Source organism: Acidaminococcus intestini DSM 21505 (genome assembly GCF_000425045.1).
Taxonomy (GTDB): domain Bacteria; phylum Bacillota; class Negativicutes; order Acidaminococcales; family Acidaminococcaceae; genus Acidaminococcus; species Acidaminococcus intestini.
The window spans coordinates 1-18,905 of sequence record NZ_AULA01000031.1; the positions used below are offsets into that span (position 1 = coordinate 1).

The following is an 18,905-nucleotide window of genomic DNA, read 5'->3' on the forward strand; positions in this document are numbered from 1 at the left end:
ACAGAAGTGAATTGAAAAAGCATGGAATTATACAGTCAATGTCGCGTAAGGGCAACTGCTATGACAACAGTATTATGGAGACCTTTTTTGGTCGGATGAAAAATGAAATGTATTACGGAAGCGAAAAAGAATACACCTCGTTCAAGGTATTTGCTAAAGCAGTGAAAGAATACATTCATTATTTCAACAAGGAAAGGATTCAGAAAAAAACAAAATGGATGCCTCCCGAAATATATCGGGAAACATCCACTAATGCCATTTAACTAATTTATATGCGTCCAGTTTTTGGGGTACACATCACCTTCGGCGTCAAGCAAGAGCTTTCCATAGTCCTTGGTTTCAAGTCCCAGCGCGTTGACATAGGCTGGATAGGCGGCTTTCAGTTCTTTGGAAATAGCTTGTTCCGTTTCTGTCATGGAATGCTCGGTCAGGCTTTCCTGCGGCGCATGAAGGGGACGGTCACTGGGTGCTGCCTGAGTGGGCCCCTGCTGCTGAAAGTAGGTGTTGACGCCGCTGAAGATCCACTCATAGGCCATGTCGGCATGGGATAGATCCGTTATGGGACAATAGACGCTCGCCGCAAAAATATCATCCCGTTCCTTGGCTGCGCCAATTTCTTTGAGATAAGGCTCATAGGCATCGCTATTTCCCGTCGCGCCCAATAGGGCAGAAAACGCTCCCCCTGCGCTGGTTCCATTTGCAATGATCCGCTGGGTATCGCCCGCGGGCAGGCGGTCCCTGTTATGCCGCAAATAGCGGACCGCGGCTTTGTAGTCCACGATGAGTGCCGGCGCCTTTCCTACATACGTGTTTTCACTATTTGTAGTAGTGCGGCCCCGTATGGCGGGAGCTGCAACTACATAACCGCGAGATAGGGCATAAAGGACGGCGTTTGGACCGGTTCCTTCGCGATTTGTCTCACTAGGAGCCTGGATTTTGCCAGGCATATAGCCGCCCACCCCGTTTGGCATGAAAATGGGGGCTGTTTTTGCACTGTAGCCATTGATGCGGCCGCCTTCCAGATAGGCGGCAGGAATGTAGAGGGTCAGGCTCTCTGATTCAGCCGCCTTGGGATGGCTGACATAGACTCGGTTTTCGTAGGCATAGAATGGAACGGCTTTGCCATTTACCGTGAGGGTTTCCTTGCGGTCTGGTTTAGGGATAAAAGTAAGATCATAGCGCTGATTTTTCGCGTCAGGCCGCTTTTGCGCGGTAAGGACTGTAGGCATTATTTGTTCGGAACAGATAGCTTCCTTTGCGGCAGCCACGCTGGCAGTCCCAATAAGAAGGCTCAAGCCTCCTAAGAGAACGGCTTTTTTTGATATCATCAAGGTCACTCCTTTTTGCGTATGGATTAAAGCGCAGTTTTTTATCCGTTCCTATTGTAGAAGGGAATGTAGGGGTTGTCAAAGGACGGAAGCAGCGTCCTTTTGCAATGAAAAAGAAGAATGGCAGGGGACCCTCCGTTGCCTGACTCTTGGTCTTTAGTATATAATGAAGAACATGAAATTTTGATGAATAGGAAGGGAGAGACCCCCATGCCAAGTAGTTTTGCTCAATTTGCGATTGCGCCTTCTCTTGTTGAACGACTCCATCAGACTGGAAAGGATATTCCGACGCCTGTGCAGGAACGCGCCATCCCCGCCCTTTTGCAGGGACGGGACGTCATTTGCCGCGCCCAGACGGGGGTGGGGAAGACCCTTTCCTTTGTCGTGCCTCTTTTTACAAAAATTACGGAAGTAAAGACCTTCGTCCAGGCCCTCATTCTTTCCCCGACAAGGGAGCTGGCCCAGCAGACGGCAGGTGAAATCAAGAAGCTTGCTGACGGCACGCCAGTCCGCGTCCTTGCCGTGAGCGGCGGCAAGGACTATGACGAAGAACGGCGGAAACTGGGCAATAAGGCCAACGTCCTTGTGGGGACGCCAGGTCGCCTCTTGGACCACTTGCGCAAGGGCAACACGAGCCTTGGCGGCATAACTTACCTTGTCCTTGACGAAGTGGACGAAATGCTGCGCCAAGGCTTTGGCGAGGATATTGAAACCTTGCTGTCCCTTATGCCCCAGCCCCATCAGACCATGATGTGCTCGGCAACCCTTGATGAAGAAGTGCGGAAACTTGGCAAGATGATCACCAAGAATCCCCGCCTCATTGACATCGATCCCAAGGAAGCGACGGCATCGACCATCCACCAGGTCTGCATCAAAGTAAGTGAGGACCATAAGGAAGAAGCCCTCCAAACCATCATTGATCGCTGCAATCCCTTCCTCATGCTCGTTTTCTGCAAGAGCAAGGAACGAGCTATCGAGGTCTACGACTGGCTCTATGGCAAAGGCTTCAATGCCGATGTCCTTCACGGCGATATGTCCCAGCAGAAACGGCGCCAAGCTATGGAACGCTTCCGTAAGGCCAAGACCCAGATCCTTGTGGCAAGCGATATTGCCGCCCGCGGTCTTGATGTGGAAGGCGTGACCCAGGTCGTGAACTTTGATATTCCCCATGACCCTGATTGGTACGTCCATCGCATTGGCAGAACGGGACGGGCCGGCAACGAAGGGGAGGCCATCACCTTTTATACAGCTGATGAGACTCGCTGGCTGACCCATCTTGAAGATAAGCTCGGCATCACCTTGGAGCGGCAGAACCTTGCCGGTGAAAAGGTGCGGCGGACCGTAAAGCCCGTGCGCCCCAAGAAAAAGCGGCTCCCTAAACGCGGCAAGAGTGCCGTCGGGTCCAACAAACGGGGAACAAAATACGCCGAAGCTTCGCGCAAACAGAAGAAGTGACGGCTTATGCACGGTCAAAAAATCCCCGCATGGAGGGAGAAACGTGCTATAATGAAGATTACATGTTTTCAGATTTAGATAAGAGGTGCTTCCATGGATAAAGAAGTTCGCGTACGATTTGCCCCGAGTCCAACGGGATATTTGCATATTGGCGGTGCCAGAACGGCCCTTTTCAACTGGCTTTTTGCGAGAAGCCAAGGCGGCAAGCTGGTCCTTCGTATTGAAGATACGGATCAGGACCGCTTGAAGGAAGATTCCGTCTCCCAGATCATTACGAGCTTGAAGTGGCTGGGGCTTAGTTGGGATGAAGGCCCTGAGGTGGGCGGCCCTGTCGGTCCGTACTTCCAGTCCGAACGGTTTGATATCTACCGCAAATATTGCCAGCAGCTTATTGATGAAGGAAAGGCCTACTACTGCTTCTGCTCGGCCGAAGACTTAGCGGAGCAGCGTGAAAAGCAGCGTGCCTTGAAACAGCCCTTCCACTATGCTAGGACCTGCCGCGACATTCCGCCAGAAGAGGCCAAGAAGCGTGTCGAAAATGGCGAATCCTATTCGGTCCGCATCAAGGTGCCTCTCGAAGGAACGATTGGCTTCCATGATATGATCCATGGCGATATCCAGTTTGATGTGAACCAATACGATGATTTTGTCATCATGAAGAGCAGCGGTATCCCAACCTATAACTTTGCCGTTGTCGTTGATGATCATCTCATGGGCATGACCCATGTCCTGCGCGCCGAAGAACATGTCTCCAACACGCCGAAACAGCTCTTTATCTATCAGGCACTGGGCTGGGAAGCCCCTCAATTCGGTCATATGCCCATGATCCTTGCACCGGATCGGAGCAAACTCAGTAAACGCCACGGAGCAACGAGCGTTGAAGAATTCCGCAGCCAAGGTTATCTTCCAGAAGCTATCATAAACTATCTGACCCTTTTGGGCTGGGCGCCTGGCAATGACGAAGAAATCTTCTCTCTCGAAGATACGGTGAAGGTCTTTGACTTCAGCAAGATGAGCCAGAAAGCAGCTGTCTATGACGTGAAGAAACTGACCTGGATGAACGGTCAGTATCTTTCCAGCCTGCCTCTTGACCGCATCGTTGAAGCTGCCATTCCTTTCTTCAAGGAAAAGGGCCTTGTCGATGATGCCTATCTTGCAGCCCATAAGGACTATTTTGCTCACCTTGTCGATGTGGTTCGCGTCCGTGTCAAGACCCTTGCCGAAGTGGCCGATGCGTCGACGTATTTCTTTAAGGACCTCGACGGCTACGAAGAAAAGGGCGTCGAAAAGCATTTCAAACCGGGAAACGCATCCCTTCTTAGGAAATGCCACGACAAGCTGGCCGCTCTTCCTGTCTTTGACCTTGCGACGACTGAACAGGCCTACCATGAAATTGCGGATGAAATGGGTATTTCCTTTGGAAAGGTCATTCATCCGACGCGTCTTGCCCTGACGGGCCGCACCTTCAGCCCGGGCATGTTCGATGTCATGGTTCTTCTTGGTCGTGAAAAGACCTTGGAACGCTTGGAAAAGGCCATCGCCTTCATTGAAAATAAATAGGAGCACCCGTGGAACCCATCCTTACCATTGATATTGGCGGTACAGCCATTAAGTTTGGGGTTGCAGATGAAACAGGCAGGTTTCTCCAAAAGGGGAGCCTGCCTACCCGTATTCGGGAAAAAGGGGTGGACGCCTTCCTCGCAGATCTCCTTTCCCTTGTGCGGCGCGTCAGAAATGCATTCCCCATTACTGGGATTGCCGTTTCCCTTGCAGGCATTGTAAACGGCGATACGGGAGAACTGCTCCTTCCAAGCCAGTTTTTTCCCGGCCTTCACCGCATGAACCTTGTGGATTTCCTTGAAAAGGAAACAGGCCTTCCTGCTCTTTGTGAAAATGACGTCAACTGCGCGGCCCTTGCTGAATACTGGCAAGGCGCTGGCAAAGGAGCTCATATGCTGCTGTGCATGACTCTCGGAACGGGGATTGGCGGTGCTTTGGTCCATGAAGGCAGGCTTTACCGCGGCGCGTCCTACGCGGCTGGTGAAGTGGGGCAGGCCTATTTGGGGTCTTCTGAGACGTGGGAGAACTGGGCCAGCGTTTCAGCTCTTCTCACGGCGGCGGAGATAAAGCGGGGCCTTACGCTCGGATCCCTTACGGGGCAGGAATTTTTTGCCTTTGTGGAAAAAGGGGAGGAGATGGAGACACATCTCCTGCGCGAATGGGTGGACCGCTGGATGGTGGGCATCGTGTCCCTGGCGTGGATCGTAAATCCGGACCGTATCGTTATTGGCGGCGGAATCTCGGCCCAAAGGAAGCTCCTCATGCCCTATCTCAAGGCGGCCTTTGACGCCAAGATGCCGGCCATTTTAACGCCTCATACGACCCTTTCCCTGGCCCAATTCCAAAACGACGCGGGCATGCTGGGCGCCCTCTATCTCTACCAGCAGCGCCGCCAGGAAGGGAAAAATGATTTGACATTCTAAAGGATAGTCACTATAATATTAGGGTATCACTTTGAGATTGTGTCGTTAGCCCCGATGCGATTGATAAGACTCATCACTGGATACGACAATTGATTGAGTTTTTATTTAGGAGGAATCAGGATGAAAACATATATGGCAACCCCGTCTACCATTGAACGCAAATGGTACGTAGTGGATGCTGCCGATAAGACCCTCGGCCGTCTTGCTGCCGAAGTCGCAAAGGTGCTCCGCGGTAAACATAAACCAACTTTCACGCCCCATATGGACACGGGGGATCATGTCATCATCATCAATGCTGACAAGGTCCGTCTGACGGGCAAGAAACTGGTCCAGAAAGTTTACTTCCGTCACTCCGGTTATCTGGGCGGCGATAAATATACTAAAGCAGGCGATATGCTTGCCAAGAATCCGGTCAGAATGGTTGAATTGGCCGTTCGCGGAATGGTTCCCCACAATCGTCTGGGCAGCCAAATCATTAAAAAACTGCATGTATACGCTGGTTCTGAACATCCTCATGCTGCACAAAAGCCTGAAGTTCTGACCATCGATATTCGCTAAGAGGAGAGGAGAACTAGACAATGGCAAAAGTTACTTATGATGCAACTGGCAGCCGCAAGAGCTCTGTCGCTCGTGTTCGCCTTGTTCCGGGCGAAGGCAAGATCGTAATCAACGGCCGCGAATTGAGTGAATATTTCAGCCTCAAGACCCTCGAACTGGTTGTTCGTCAACCGCTCGAAACGACTGAAACCCTGGGTAAATATGATGTTACGGCTAACGTCGTCGGCGGCGGTATCGCTGGCCAGGCTGGCGCTGTCCGTCACGGTATTGCCCGTGCCCTTCTGAAAGTTGACGGAGATTACCGTCCCCTTCTGAAAAAAGCTGGTCTCCTGACCCGTGACCCGCGCGAGAAGGAACGTCGTAAATACGGCTTGAAGAAAGCTCGTAAGGCTTCCCAGTTCTCCAAGAGATAAAGAGCCTTACAAACCATTGCAAGTTTATGCAAGAGAAAAAGCGCATCCCAAGATGGGATGCGCTTTTTTTATTGCAAAATTGTTTAAAACCAACAAAAATTAGCTGCGCAATTTTCTATAGCGTACAAATAATTAAATCCGGTTAATGGCCGCAACTCGCTGAGTCATAGCTTTGTGAGTATAAATCCGGTTCGTGATATCCTTGGAAGAGTAACCAAGGATAAGCTATCTTATTTTAAGGTCCACTTCGGCGTTACTGAGAAGTGTCATATTGGTATAGAGCATGCTCATATTATTTTGATAACTCAGGGGGATACTTGGAAATTTGGTCCCGAACAGAACCAAATGATGGGTATCACCATGGAAGTGTTACCTATATGCAGGAACTGCCGAAGTATACCGATGATCTTGTGAACTGGGTGCGGCGCAGCAAGGAAAACATTTCCGATGAGGAAAAGAAAGCATTGCTGAAGGCCATCCGAAAAGTAAAGGGACAGGCCGATGGATTAAGACCCGATACAACCGCCTACAATCACTTTAGAACGTCTTTATATGAGCTCCTCGAAAAAGTAGACGAGGGAAACAAAAAATCCATTGAGAGAGCCATCCAGACGGCTGTAGAGGAAAAAAGCCGGTACGTTGCTGAAAATTGCCCGGACGGAAGTGGCCAGGGCCCGTTACGATGCATTCATAGCCCGCTACGGAGAAGATGAAGACGTGGTGGCCTACCAGTGGAAGCTAGGAAGTCGGCATCCGGCGGAAGACATTTGTGATATGTACGCTGAGGTGGACCTGTACGGCCTAGGGAAGGGCGTTTTCCCAAAGGACGCCGCTCCGGTGAATCCGGCTCATCCCCATTGCCTGTGCCACTATGCACCGGTATATGAGTCAGAGCTGGAAGGGAAGAAACGGTCCAACAACGTGGAAGCTGGCGGCAATGCCTGGCTGAAAAAACAGTCCCTCAGCGTCCAGGAGAAAATCCTAGGCGTTAAAGGGCGGGAGGAATGGAAGGCCGGCAGGGCTGGTTGGATGGAGAAGGCAAGGAACTTCGAGATATGGGGGATAAAGGAGAGCCGCCTTTTCCGTGTGTTGGAGAGAAGGAAGAAAAACACGCCTGATTTCTCGGGTTTTAAGGTATTGATGAAGATGAAGTCAGTAAAGGAAATCTGCAGAAAATACGACTTGAAAACGCATGAAATTTCATATAAGATACAGTTAGATAAAGGGAGTATAAGAGGCGGATATTATGGATCCTCAGACCCTAGGTATATTGGCCGGGTAGACTTGTTCCCCAATGCGTTCAGGGATGAAGATGAATTGCTCAAAACAATAATTCATGAGAATTGTCACGTGTTGCAATTTAAGAAATACGGATCAATTTATGTGCAACATCATATGGACAGAATGGAAGTCGTAGCAAGACGTTTTGAAAGCTTTTTCTTTTATGTAAAAAGGCTAGGAGAGGATAAGAAATGAAATGGGTTGATGAAATGGTACAACTCAATGATGGAGTGCCTCATGTCAAATGTCCTCTTTGTGGTAAAGAGAACCTTGATTACGGATTTATTTTCATGAGTAAAGAGGATAATATAGGAATTTCGGCCGTTTGGTGCAACGATTGTAACCGTGGCAAGGTGCTAAGTCGCACTAGTCCAATGCCAAACACCAAAGTAATTGAAGATCTTCCAAAGCACATTGAGTTTACGTATTAATATTGCAAGCCCCTGTTTCAACAGCGGGCTTTTTTGATGCCTGAAAGGAGGCACAATGTGAAACCAGGAGAACCTTTTGTTTTGTGCGATAAATATACGAAACTCCAGGTAAAAAAAGAAGATGGTACAACCGTTGCCGCTATTACAACAGACGATTGGGACATGGCTGACGGTTATACCATCGTACTGATTCCTAATTACGAATACAAAGATTAACCTTTAGGAGGAAAAGGGTCATTGCCGTGACTATCTTTATGAGAAATCTGACCATTTCTATTATGAATCACGAGTTTTGACCCTTGATTGCGAGCTATTTTGCGACCAAAATCAGTAGCGTCTGATTTTCTGCTGAAAGTCTTAGTTACTTTTGCATTGTGTTCGCTTAACAGCCCAGTTCCCATTGAGAGGAACAACATGCTGGTTTTTACCCATTCTTATTACCTCCTTTCTTAAGGAGATTACAACAAAACATTTTTCTAAGAGCAGACCTTGTGGCCTGCTTTTTTATTACCCTGATAGCTTCGGCCAGGCGCCGATCTATATACATCAAATTGCCCCAGGCGGGCAGGGTAAGCCCGGCTCATCCCCACTGTCCGTGCCTTTACGCACCGGTCTATAAAAGCAAGCTCAAAGCAAGAAACGGTCTGACGATGTGGAAGCTAGCGGCAATGCCTGGCTGAAGAATCAGTCTCTCAGCGTCCAGGGAAAAATTCTAGGCGTCAAAGTGCGGGAGGAATGGAAGGCCGGCAGGGCTGGATGGAGAAGGCAAGAAACTTTGAAACCGAGGGGCTAAAAGAATCAAGATTGACCAAAGAATGATAAAAATGACCCCAAAGGTAAACGTCGCATGGCGCACGCAGATCTTTACTATCGTGAAATTATCAACAACGGGAAGGAAGCATGTAGCGGAAAAAATTCAAAGAACACGGAATTGACCATTCGTTTTATTGGGGCAGTTTATGATCATGTTTTTGTAAGTAAACATGTTCCCAGTGATGGATATCGGACTTTTGGTAAAAGTTACGATATGGCGGTCTCTTTCCAAAGGTTATTGACGAATCAATCCACAAAGGCCGATTTAGTGCTTTTACGGCATGAGCATATTGAAAGCGCAATAGAAAAAAAGGTACAATTAAAAAATCACAAAAGCGCATAGTATGGCTGAACGGAAGTATAGTTACAATCAGGCTTTGAAAAAGGCGGGGAAGATGATTACTTTAATTCTTGATGGGGGTTTAGGTGATGAACTGATTTATTGTTATTCTCCTGATCCTGTAAAAAGTGGCTTGGTTGCGTTCAATCGCAATAATGGAGAATGGCGATATATAAAAAAATTGAGGATTTGCCGGATGCTTATACAGAAATGCTTGTAAATGCAGCGAGTAAGGTTATGAACGCCACACAAATTCTTCAGAATTTTGCGGTTGTTTTTTTTGTTAGCGTGACGGAGCCCTTTGCCGTGAGCAGAGGGCTTTTCTTATGCCCGAAAAGGAGAGAAAAACATGAAAAAGGATGAACCCATTCCTGACAACAAGAGCACCGGAAGCGATGCTCATCGAAAAGGCCAGTGCGCCTGGCATTCGGCTGCATAGGCACCGTCCTTAGGCGGGTTCGGTACTTGCCATACAAAGGCATCAGCTCTCCGCAGTGAGGACAGAGGAAATCGGTATGGCGTTTCTGGCTGGTGACTACCCATTCCGTGGAATCGGCTAAAGAATCTTCGGGTGCCAGACAAGGTAATCGGGGTCTTGGCAAAACAGGTCTGCTTGAATAATCTATTGGATAGAGGATTGCTCAATTCTCCTTTATTTTGGCTTGGTTACCTTATATTTTGGGGAATTTGATGTTTTTTTCAATATCTATTTGTCTACGACCTCGCAAGTTTAAACGAAGATCCATTTACTGAAGAACACCATAGGAAAATCGAGACCTGTAAATGAAACTTGTCCTCTTCCATTGACCCAGCTCGGGTAACAATAATATAATGGTAAGTCATGGAGGTTACTATGGACCCAATTATCGAAACAAGAGCGCTCACTCATACGTATGTGGATGGGCAAAATGAAGAAATGATAGCTCTGGATGGCATCAGTTTATCTATCATGCCTGGTGAGTTTGTAGCCATCATTGGCACCAATGGGAGCGGTAAGTCAACGTTGGCTCGTCATTTCAATGCCCTTTTGACGCCGACGAAGGGAACCTGTTTGGTAGGCGGCCTTGATACGTCTGTTGAGGAAAACCTTTGGCAGGTACGTCAGACCGTAGGAATGGTTTTCCAGAATCCAGATAACCAGATTGTTGCAGCTGTCGTCGAAGAAGATGTGGCCTTTGGCCTTGAAAACATTGGAGTGCCGGGACCAGAAATCCGGCCTCGAGTGGAAAAGGCTCTTACTGATGTGGGCATGCTTTCTTACGCTAAGCACGCACCGCATCGCTTGTCGGGCGGACAAAAGCAGCGCATCGCGATTGCCGGCGTTGTCGCTCTTGAACCCAAATGCATTGTCTTTGACGAGCCAACAGCCATGCTCGATCCGAAAGGACGCAAGGATATTGTCGATACGGTACTTCATCTTAATAAGGACAAAGGCATTACCATTGTCTATATTACGCACAAGATGGAAGAAGCCATTTTGGCGGACCGCGTCATTGCCATGAAGGACGGACATATTGAGCTTATGGGGTCACCGAAGGAAGTCTTTACCCAGGTAGACCGGATCCGTGCCTTGGGCCTTGAATGTCCCCTTGCGGCGGAAGTGGCATCGGCTCTTAAAAAAGGCGGCCGCGACTTGCCGAAAATCCTGACCCATAAGGAGCTGTGTGAAGCATTATGTCCATCGAAGTAGATCATATTTCCTATACCTATATGGCCCATACGGCTCTTGAGAACAAGGCCCTCGATGATGTGTCCTTTACGGTGGATAAGGGCGAATTCGTGGCTCTTATTGGTCATACGGGAAGCGGCAAGTCAACCTTGGCAGAGCATTTGAACGGCCTTCTTCACCCCGATACGGGCGAGGTCCGCGTCGATGGGGTGGACCTTGCAGGAAAGGATGCCGCGGCAAAAGCAGCCCGCGGCAAGGTCGGCATGGTTTTCCAGTATCCGGAACATCAGCTCTTTGCCGAAACCATCTATGAAGATATTGCCTTTGGGCCCCGCAACCAGAAAAAAAGTGAAGATGAGGTGGAAGCGTCTGTGCGGCGCGCCATGGCCTTTGTTGACCTAGATTTTGGTACGTTTTCTCAGCGTTCTCCCTTTCAGCTTTCAGGCGGACAGATGCGCCGCGTCGCGATTGCTGGCGTCGTTGCCATGGAACCGGATTACCTGATCATGGATGAGCCCAGTGCCGGTCTTGATCCTGTGAGCCGGGACAACATTTTTTCCCAGCTGATGAAAATCTTCGAAAAGCGCCAAATGGGTGTCATTCTCATTACCCATTCCATGGAGGAAGCGGCCCAGTACGCCAGCCGCGTCCTTGTCATGAGCGGCGGCAAACTTCATTTGGACGGGCCCAGCCGCGATATCTTTACAACGGAAGGAAAGACCCTCCAGAGACTTTCCATGGATGTGCCGGAAAGCGTCAAGCTTGCCCAGGAGCTCCGTGAGAATGGCCTTCCCCTTGAGGGAACCCCGCTTACGAAAAAAGAGCTCATCAGGGCCATTCAAAAAGCAAAGGGGTGGAAGGTATGCTGACAGAAATTACGTTGGGACAGTACTATCCCGGGTCGTCGCCCATCCATCACCTTGATCCGAGGACCAAGATCCTGGGCGTCCTGTTTTATATGGTCATGGTTTTTTTGGCATCCGATCCGCTAGGATATGGGCTCTTAATTGCCTTTTTGGTCCTTGCCGCGGGTCTTGCTAAACTGCCGCCCGGTCTTCTGCTGAAATCCATCAAACCCCTCTGGGTCATCATTCTTTTAACCCTCTTGATCCACTTTTTTACCGATCCTGGTGAAGTGCTCTGGCACTGGAAGTTCTTGAGTCTCACTAAGGAAGGCATCATCATGGGCGTCAAGATGTCTCTTCGTCTGGTCCTGCTCCTTCTTGTCTCGAGCCTCATGACCTTTACGACATCGCCTATTGTCCTTACGGACGGTATTGAAAGCCTGCTGCGGCCCTTCCGCCGCATTGGCGTGCCCGCCCATGAACTTGCCATGATGATGACTATTGCCCTGCGCTTCATTCCGACCCTTCTAGAGGAAACGGACCGCATCATGAAAGCGCAGATGTCCCGCGGCGCTGATTTTTCATCAGGCAATCTCGTTCAGCGAGCAAAGAATCTGCTGCCGATCCTGATTCCTCTTTTTATTTCCTCTTTCCGACGGGCCGATGAGCTCGCCCTTGCCATGGAAGCGCGCTGCTACCATGGTGGGGAGGGACGGACCCGGATGCATGAACTTGTTTACGGGAAACGGGATGGCGCTGCCCTTGCCGTCATGCTGATTCTCTTTATCGTTCTTGTGTACCTGCGCTGGGGGATGAGCGCATGAAAAAGACCATCATGGCTGTGGTTGCCTACGATGGCACCAATTACCAAGGGTTCCAGCGCCAAAAGGACTATGGTGTCGGTGTCCAGCAAGTCCTTGAAAAGGCGCTTTCCACGGCCCTTCATGAGGACATTTCCATCAAGGCCGCAGGCCGTACGGACGCGGGGGTCCATGCCTTGGGCCAGGTCATTTCCTTTGAAACGTCGTCACCCATTCCTCCGGAGAATTATCGGCGTGCCCTGCAGCATCTCCTGCCGCCTGATATCGCCATTCGTGAAGCCTTTATAAAGCCTGACGGCTTCCATGCCCGTTTTGACGCTCTTGATAAGACGTATCGCTATACCGTCCTTTATGCGCCTCTGCCGGATCCCTGCGCGCGGCGCTATGCTTGGGAAGTGCGGTCGTCCCTGACGCTTGCTGCCATGAATGAGGCGGCTGCCCTTCTAGTGGGGACCCATGATTTTTCTTCCTTTAAGAACCAAGGCAGCGAAAAGACGTCGCCTGTAAGGACCCTTTATGAGGCCTATTGGACGCAGGAAAAGGAACGCTTCACCTTTACGATTCGGGGTGATGGCTTCCTCTACCGAATGGTGCGGAACATCGTCGGATGCCTTGTGAAAGTGGGGACGGGGGAGTGGACCGTCGCTGACTTTGCGGCTGTCATGGCGGCCAAGGACCGGAAAAAAGCCGGCGTGGCGGCGCCTGCCTGTGGATTATCCCTGGTTCACGTATCCTACCCGGAAGAGACTGCAGAGAGATAAGAACTTTCTTTGCAGTCTTTTTTGCTATATCTTAAAGTTATGGATTCATTATCTTTTATTGTATTTTTAAACGTGGGATGCCCTTGGTATACTAGGTGGTGGGTTCTTATAGAAGGGTAAGGAGATCTATCGATATACCATCGATTGTATTTTCTGTTAGGCTTTAGTAAAATAGGAATTCAAAAAAGAAACTTGGAGGAGGCTGTTTATTTTGATTTTTGGGAAGCATCAAGTGGCCCTAGGTGTCCTGGGGATGCTTATTATGGGGCGTGCCCTGCCAGTATGGGCAGCTGAAACTGCTGATGGGAACGTGCAGGAAATTGTCATTACGGCAAACCGGATGGAAAATAAGAAGGTTGATACACCGGCCAATGTGAGCCTTGTTTCCAGTGAAGACCTGACGAACTGGAACAGCCGTTCCGTTGCCGACGCCCTTGAAAACGTACCGGGCGTACGGGTTGTACGAAACGGTCTTGGCACCAATGGAGCGAATGTATATCTTAATGGGGAAGAACGGGTCCTTTTCCTCGTGGATGGCCGCCGCGTCAATACCAGTATGGGGAATACGTCGACGCGGGAGACCTTTGATGCCAATACGCTGCCGCCTGTGGATCTGATCGATCATATTGAAATCGTCAAGGACGGTGCTTCCACCGTATATGGGGCTGACGCCGTGGGCGGTGTCATCAATATCATCACCAAATCCCCGGAAAAGGTTTCGGGCAAGGTCCATGTGGGCTACGGCTCCTGGGGCAACCAGCAGTGGGGCTTTGATGTAGGCGGTAAGGAAGGAAAGACCGGTCTTGTTGTGGCAGGAAATAGGGAAAAAGTCTCCTACCTCAAATATAAGGACACGAACGGCGATACCAAGAAATGGCCCGGTCAGTCCAACTACACGCAGGACAGCATGTCCCTCAAACTGACCCAGGACTTCACTGACCAGGATGGCCTCACTTTTACCTATGATTATTCCGATCTCGATGGGTTCAGCCCCTATTCTGTTGTAGATTATTACAGTTCCTCTTTTGTGACGAAAAAGACCAATAACGTAAGCCTTATGTATGACTGGAACCGCAATGAAAAAAACAGCGGTTTCCTGCGGGCTTACCGGAACTACAACCACTATTATAACTACGGTCATATGTACGAAATGGACTGGGCCGTAGAAGGACAGCAGAACGTGGCCCTTTCCGATACGAACCGTCTCCTTGCTGGGGCCGAGTTCCGTCATGCCAGCGTCAACAATACGGACTTTTATGACGAGAAAAAAAGCTATGAAAATCGTTCCCTTTATCTCCAAGATCAATGGGAATTGGCACCGACGTGGCAGCTCAATACGGGCCTTCGCTATGACAACTATCACAATCTGGCAAGCCGCACAACAGGAAGCGCTGCTATCAATAAGAAGTTTGATGAAGATAGCCATGCCTATTTCGCGTGGAATCAGGTCTTCAAGGTCCCGAATATGGATGACCTCTATTACTGGTCTTCTTGGGGCAATGGCGCTGGTTATTTTGCCAATCCTAACCTTAGGCCGGAAACGGGCAATGTCTATACCTTGGGCTGGGACTTCAAATCCTCTCCGTCAACGGATTGGCATGTGAGCGCCTTCTACAGCAATCTCCATGATGCGATTCGCTGGGTCACAGATGACTATATGGCCTATCATACACTCAATGTAAGACGCGAAAAGAAACAAGGCTTTGAAGTTTCGGCAACGCATAAACTGAATGACCATTGGGACCTCAATGCATCCTATACGTATGTGAAGGTCCGTAAGGATGAAAGCGGCGACGGCTATGTCCGCGACCTTAACTATGCGCCCAACTATTATCAGTTCGGTGCCCGCTACCATGATGATGCGTGGAACGTGAACCTTGTGGGCCGTGCAGCAAATGGCCTATCTGGACAGCGCTATGGGGAAAATCGCTATCTTACGCTGGACCTCAATGCCCGCTATACCTTTGATAAGCACTGGACGGGCTTTGCCACGATCTATAACCTCAATAATGCTGCCTATGCGGAAATGGGCGGTGCCCTAAACGGTCAGGACCGCTATCCTATGCCGGGCCGCCGCGTCATCGTTGGGGCAGAATATAAGTTCTAAAATAGGCCAAATCCTCCTTACAGGAAGGGCCAACCATGATATAATAAGGGAACCGCTTACGGGCGGTTCCTTTATTGCTTACCATGAAAGGAGGCGTCTCATGAAAAGAAAGCCTGCGCTTTTATTGTGCGTCCTCTTCCTTTTTCTCTTGCTGCTGACGAGCTGCGGCAAAAGCACTACAGAAGGCGCTTATTCGGCGGTGGATGCCCGGGGAAAGACCGTTTCCCTTTCCCACGAGCCGCGGCGCATCCTGACAGACTCCCTGCACCTTGACGAGACGCTCCTTACGGTTGTTCCTAAAAGCCATCTTGCAGGGGCCTATTATCTTGACGGCGAGCCCGGTCTTTCCTTTATTGCCAAGGAAACAGAAACGCTCACAAAGGTGCGGGAGTATACGCCGGAACGCATTGCTGCCTTACAGCCTGATGTCTTTGTCGTGTCAGACTGGTCAGACCCTCTGCTTGTAAAAAAAGTAGAAGAAATGGGGATTCCTGTTTTTTTCTGCCACGGACCTGTTACGGTCGCCCAGATTGAGGATAATGTGCGCCTCCTTGCCCTTTTGACGCGGCAGGAAATCGTGGGCCGTAAGGTCATTGCCAGAATGGAGCGCGAACTGGACGAGATTGAAGAGGTTACTGCAAGCCAAAAAGGCCGCAAACCGGTGGGCATCCTCCTTTCTCTCATGAGCCAGTACGGTGGGGCAGGGTCCCTTTACGATGAATTGGCCGCTCGCGGCGGCTGGGTTAACGGTCTTAGTAAGGGAGGATTGAAAAACGGGATGCCTTTATCGAAGGAAGCTATCCTTGCAGCGCGGCCTGACTTTTTTCTCGTCTCTGACCCCTATCCGTCTGAATATGAGGACTATGAGCATTTTTTGCAAGGCTTTTTCGCTGATCCCTTTTACGCATCCTTGAGGGACTCTGTACGGATGGAACGACTGGCCGATCGTTACGTCTATGATGCATCGCCTATGGCGGTTTACGGCATCAAGAAAATGAGCAATCACGCCTATGGCAAGATTCTTTTTCCTGACGAACCGGAAGAACTCCTGAAAGGATATGAACCATGATCGACCTTATCGATGTGACGGCAGGCTACAGGAATCGGCCTATAATCAAGAACTTTTCCCTTCGGTTGGAACGGGGCAATTTTGTCGTCCTCATTGGCCCCAATGGGGCGGGAAAAAGTACGCTGCTGCGGGTTATGGCAGGCCTTTTGCCGATCAACCGCGGAATGCGCCATCTTGACGGAAAGGATTATGAACGTTATTCACGGCGTCTTTTTTCCCAGCGCGTGACCTATCTTCCCCAAGACCGGAACCTGTCCCTTCCTTATACGGCCGGGGAAATCGTCCTTTTTGGTGCCTATGCCCGTCATGGGCTTTGGGAAACGCTGGGTGAATCGGAACAGCGTAGGGCTCGTGAGGCCCTCAAACAGGTCGGGGCAGCTGCCCTTTTTGATCGGCCGGTGACAGAACTATCCGGTGGAGAGCGGCAGCGCGTCCTTCTGGCCCGCTCTCTTTTTGCGGGTGGGGAGACTTACCTGCTTGACGAGCCAACGGCAGAACTTGATCCTGTTGAAGAAGAACGGGTCATGCATACCTTTCAGGGACTTTCCCGGAAAGGGGCCTGCGTCGTCATGGCCCTTCATGATCTGTCCCTTGCCGCACGTTATGGAAATCAATTGGTCCTGCTTGGAAAAACGGGAGCCATCGCAGCCGGGCGTCCTGCCGAGGTCCTTGCTGCGGGCGTACTTTCAAGGGCCTATGGCGTTCCCCTTCAGGTAGAACGCAGCGAAGGGTTCATTATTACAGAAGATAAAGGAAATCATCCTACTAAGGAAGAAGGAATTTGGGAATGATTGGTATCAAACAAGGCGTTGAATGGTTTTTGCGGGGCGGTCCTGTCATGTGGCCCCTGCTCCTATGTTCTATGGCCTCATTGGCACTCATATTAGATCGCTTTGCTTTTTTTCATCGGGCCGATACGGACCGCAGCTTTGCCCGTACTTTTTGCAAGGCTTTGCGCCGCAATGACTGGCAGGAAGCTGATCGTGTCGCCCAAGCGACCAAGGGTGGGGAGGCTCATCTTGCCGTGCGGCTCCTTGATGCACCGGAAGAAATTCGCGCCCAAGAAGCCTTTATCATGAGCGAAAGCAAACAGGTTCTTGACCGTTATAAGGAAGGCCTTTCCTATCTATCCGTCATCATTACCTTGGCGCCTCTTTTGGGACTCCTTGGGACCATTACGGGAATGATGGCTTCATTTGGAAACCTAGGTTCCCGCTGGGAAAATCCCTTTGCCGTGACAAGCGGCATTGGGGAGGCCCTCATTACCACGGTCTTTGGTCTTGCCATTGCCATCGTGACTCTTTGCTGCCATGCCTATTTTGAGGAACGGGTCCACCGCATTGCCCTTGATATGGAAATGATTGCCAGTACTTTCAGCGAAGCCATCGTGCGCCAAAAGAAAGGAGACCAGTCATGATCCGTCTGACTGATGACTCGGAAAAGGAGCCAATCATCCAGCTAAGTCCTATGATTGACCTTGTGTTTCTGCTCCTTGTGGTCTTCATTGTGGCGACGATGTACCTTACCCAGACCCATGCTCTCCCTGTTAATCTTCCCAAAGGAGAGGCCCCCCTTGTTGAGCAGAAAGCAGTAACGGTTACGATTGATAAAAAAGGAACCCTCCATCTGGATGGAAAGGCACTTTCACCGAAGGAACTTGAAGAGGCTGCGCAGCAGCTTCCTAAAGCGACTCCTGTCATCGTGGAAGCAGATGAAACCGTGCCTTATGGCCGGGTTATGGGAACCCTTGAAATCCTGCGCCGCGCCCGCGTCACAGATTTTTCCCTTGCTGTAGAAGGCGGTAAGGCATCATGAAGCGTTTGCCCTTAAAAGGGCCTTTGCTGCTGTCCCTTGTCCTTCATCTTATTCTTCTTTTTGCCGTAGGATTGATGGCCGGCCGGCGTACGATCCAAAAACCACGTCTTCTTATAGGCGTAAAGCTTATGGAGCCGGGCCGTGGGACAGAAGGTCACGATTCTTCTGCAGGCGGCAGCAAAGAGGCTTTGGAACATTCGCTTTCCTCCCTTACCGCTTCTATGCTGGAAGAAGGCCCTGTGAAGGATGATGCGTCGCCTGATAAACCGCGGAAAGCCTCCATGGCATCCTACACAGGGAATGGGTCCGCTGGTGGAAAAAAGGCACCCATGGAATCAGGGGCCGGTACTGGAAGCGGAACGGGAATCGGCGTAGGCAGCGGTGATGGCAACGGTGACGGCCGTGGCGGCGCTTCCGGGGAAGGCAATGATGCTTCGCGGGGGGCAACGCTGACGAGCTACCGCAAGATCTATCCCCAAAGTGCCCGTCGAGCCGGTGAAACAGGGAGTGTCGATGTTGGTGTTGCCGTCAGTGAAGAGGGCAGCGTAACAAGTGCTTGGGTGACTGCTTCAAGCGGTTACGAACGACTGGATCAAGCCGCCCTTGATTCAGCCTACACTTGGCATTTTGACCCTGCCCTTGATGCAGCCGGCCGTCCCATAGCAGGAGAAACCGTGATTCGTGTTCGTTATGAATTGAACTGATTGTGAAAGGAT

The 18,905-nt window shown here is 50.4% G+C and carries 20 protein-coding genes and 2 pseudogenes; 20 read left to right on the forward strand and 2 right to left on the reverse strand.

The window, feature by feature from the left end:
* Positions 1–263 (forward strand): IS3 family transposase (locus H503_RS0108900; RefSeq protein WP_026385682.1); only part of this gene is annotated, 263 nt, incomplete at its 5' end.
* Between the two features lie 33 nt (positions 264–296).
* Here the strand turns inward: H503_RS0108900 and H503_RS11985 are convergent.
* Positions 297–1,337, reverse strand: a pseudogene (locus tag H503_RS11985) (subtype B tannase); the annotation flags it as partial.
* Positions 1,338–1,538: 201 nt separating this feature from the next.
* Here H503_RS11985 and H503_RS0108910 point away from each other — a divergent pair.
* The 8 genes from H503_RS0108910 (at position 1,539) to H503_RS11995 (ending at position 8,165) form a co-directional block, all read left to right on the forward strand.
* Complete coding sequence (locus H503_RS0108910; RefSeq protein ID WP_014128138.1) at positions 1,539–2,783, forward strand: DEAD/DEAH box helicase; 1,245 nt, start codon at positions 1,539–1,541, stop codon at positions 2,781–2,783.
* A gap of 93 nt (positions 2,784–2,876) precedes the next feature.
* A complete protein-coding gene (gene gltX, locus H503_RS0108915) occupies positions 2,877–4,343 on the forward strand; it encodes a glutamate--tRNA ligase (protein ID WP_009015560.1) in 1,467 nt (488 codons plus the stop codon).
* A gap of 8 nt (positions 4,344–4,351) precedes the next feature.
* Complete coding sequence (locus H503_RS0108920) at positions 4,352–5,266, forward strand: ROK family protein (protein ID WP_009015559.1); 915 nt, start codon at positions 4,352–4,354, stop codon at positions 5,264–5,266.
* A gap of 120 nt (positions 5,267–5,386) precedes the next feature.
* On the forward strand, positions 5,387–5,824 hold the full coding sequence (gene rplM, locus H503_RS0108925) for a 50S ribosomal protein L13 (RefSeq protein WP_009015558.1): 438 nt from the start codon (positions 5,387–5,389) through the stop codon (positions 5,822–5,824).
* A 20-nt stretch (positions 5,825–5,844) separates the two neighbouring features.
* On the forward strand, positions 5,845–6,237 hold the full coding sequence (gene rpsI / locus H503_RS0108930; protein WP_009015557.1) for a 30S ribosomal protein S9: 393 nt from the start codon (positions 5,845–5,847) through the stop codon (positions 6,235–6,237).
* A gap of 639 nt (positions 6,238–6,876) precedes the next feature.
* The gene (locus H503_RS0108935) at positions 6,877–7,713 is read left to right on the forward strand and encodes a hypothetical protein (protein WP_009015556.1); all 837 of its coding nucleotides are present in this window, start codon (positions 6,877–6,879) and stop codon (positions 7,711–7,713) included.
* Positions 7,710–7,949 carry a hypothetical protein gene (locus H503_RS11990; RefSeq protein ID WP_016459737.1) on the forward strand — a complete coding sequence of 80 codons (240 nt, stop codon included), beginning with the start codon at positions 7,710–7,712 and terminating at the stop codon, positions 7,947–7,949. The genes H503_RS0108935 and H503_RS11990 overlap by 4 nt, the downstream gene beginning before the upstream one ends.
* A gap of 57 nt (positions 7,950–8,006) precedes the next feature.
* Positions 8,007–8,165: a hypothetical protein gene (locus H503_RS11995; RefSeq protein WP_016459736.1), complete on the forward strand. Its 159-nt coding sequence runs from the start codon at positions 8,007–8,009 to the stop codon at positions 8,163–8,165.
* Here the strand turns inward: H503_RS11995 and H503_RS12865 are convergent.
* Positions 8,162–8,381, reverse strand: a pseudogene (locus H503_RS12865) (DUF2188 domain-containing protein). The gene H503_RS11995 and the pseudogene H503_RS12865 overlap by 4 nt on opposite strands.
* A 415-nt stretch (positions 8,382–8,796) precedes the next feature.
* Here H503_RS12865 and H503_RS0108955 point away from each other — a divergent pair.
* The 11 genes from H503_RS0108955 to H503_RS0109015 all read left to right on the forward strand — a co-directional run bounded on the left by H503_RS0108955 (position 8,797) and on the right by H503_RS0109015 (position 18,893).
* Entirely contained in the window at positions 8,797–9,105 is a 309-nt protein-coding gene (locus tag H503_RS0108955; protein WP_022227184.1) for a hypothetical protein, read from the forward strand.
* A gap of 850 nt (positions 9,106–9,955) precedes the next feature.
* Entirely contained in the window at positions 9,956–10,792 is an 837-nt protein-coding gene (locus H503_RS0108970; protein WP_009015555.1) for an energy-coupling factor transporter ATPase, read from the forward strand.
* A complete protein-coding gene (locus H503_RS0108975) occupies positions 10,777–11,640 on the forward strand; it encodes an energy-coupling factor transporter ATPase (RefSeq protein WP_014128146.1) in 864 nt (287 codons plus the stop codon). The genes H503_RS0108970 and H503_RS0108975 overlap by 16 nt, the downstream gene beginning before the upstream one ends.
* Positions 11,634–12,440, forward strand: coding sequence for an energy-coupling factor transporter transmembrane component T family protein (locus H503_RS0108980; protein WP_014128147.1), 807 nt, complete (start codon positions 11,634–11,636; stop codon positions 12,438–12,440). The genes H503_RS0108975 and H503_RS0108980 overlap by 7 nt, the downstream gene beginning before the upstream one ends.
* Positions 12,437–13,198, forward strand: a complete 762-nt coding sequence (gene truA, locus H503_RS0108985; RefSeq protein ID WP_009015552.1) for a tRNA pseudouridine(38-40) synthase TruA — start codon at positions 12,437–12,439, stop codon at positions 13,196–13,198. Before H503_RS0108980 ends, truA begins: the two co-directional genes overlap by 4 nt.
* Positions 13,199–13,409: 211 nt before the next feature.
* Positions 13,410–15,305 (forward strand): TonB-dependent receptor plug domain-containing protein, encoded by a 1,896-nt coding sequence (locus H503_RS0108990; protein WP_009015551.1) that lies wholly within the window; start codon positions 13,410–13,412, stop codon positions 15,303–15,305.
* A gap of 100 nt (positions 15,306–15,405) precedes the next feature.
* The gene (locus H503_RS0108995; protein ID WP_009015550.1) at positions 15,406–16,374 is read left to right on the forward strand and encodes an ABC transporter substrate-binding protein; all 969 of its coding nucleotides are present in this window, start codon (positions 15,406–15,408) and stop codon (positions 16,372–16,374) included.
* Positions 16,371–17,165: an ABC transporter ATP-binding protein gene (locus H503_RS0109000; RefSeq protein ID WP_009015549.1), complete on the forward strand. Its 795-nt coding sequence runs from the start codon at positions 16,371–16,373 to the stop codon at positions 17,163–17,165. The genes H503_RS0108995 and H503_RS0109000 overlap by 4 nt, the downstream gene beginning before the upstream one ends.
* Positions 17,162–17,791 (forward strand): MotA/TolQ/ExbB proton channel family protein, encoded by a 630-nt coding sequence (locus H503_RS0109005; RefSeq protein ID WP_014128149.1) that lies wholly within the window; start codon positions 17,162–17,164, stop codon positions 17,789–17,791. The genes H503_RS0109000 and H503_RS0109005 overlap by 4 nt, the downstream gene beginning before the upstream one ends.
* On the forward strand, positions 17,788–18,189 hold the full coding sequence (locus H503_RS0109010; protein WP_009015547.1) for an ExbD/TolR family protein: 402 nt from the start codon (positions 17,788–17,790) through the stop codon (positions 18,187–18,189). The genes H503_RS0109005 and H503_RS0109010 overlap by 4 nt, the downstream gene beginning before the upstream one ends.
* Positions 18,186–18,893 (forward strand): energy transducer TonB, encoded by a 708-nt coding sequence (locus H503_RS0109015; protein WP_009015546.1) that lies wholly within the window; start codon positions 18,186–18,188, stop codon positions 18,891–18,893. Before H503_RS0109010 ends, H503_RS0109015 begins: the two co-directional genes overlap by 4 nt.
* Positions 18,894–18,905: the final 12 nt, after the last annotated feature.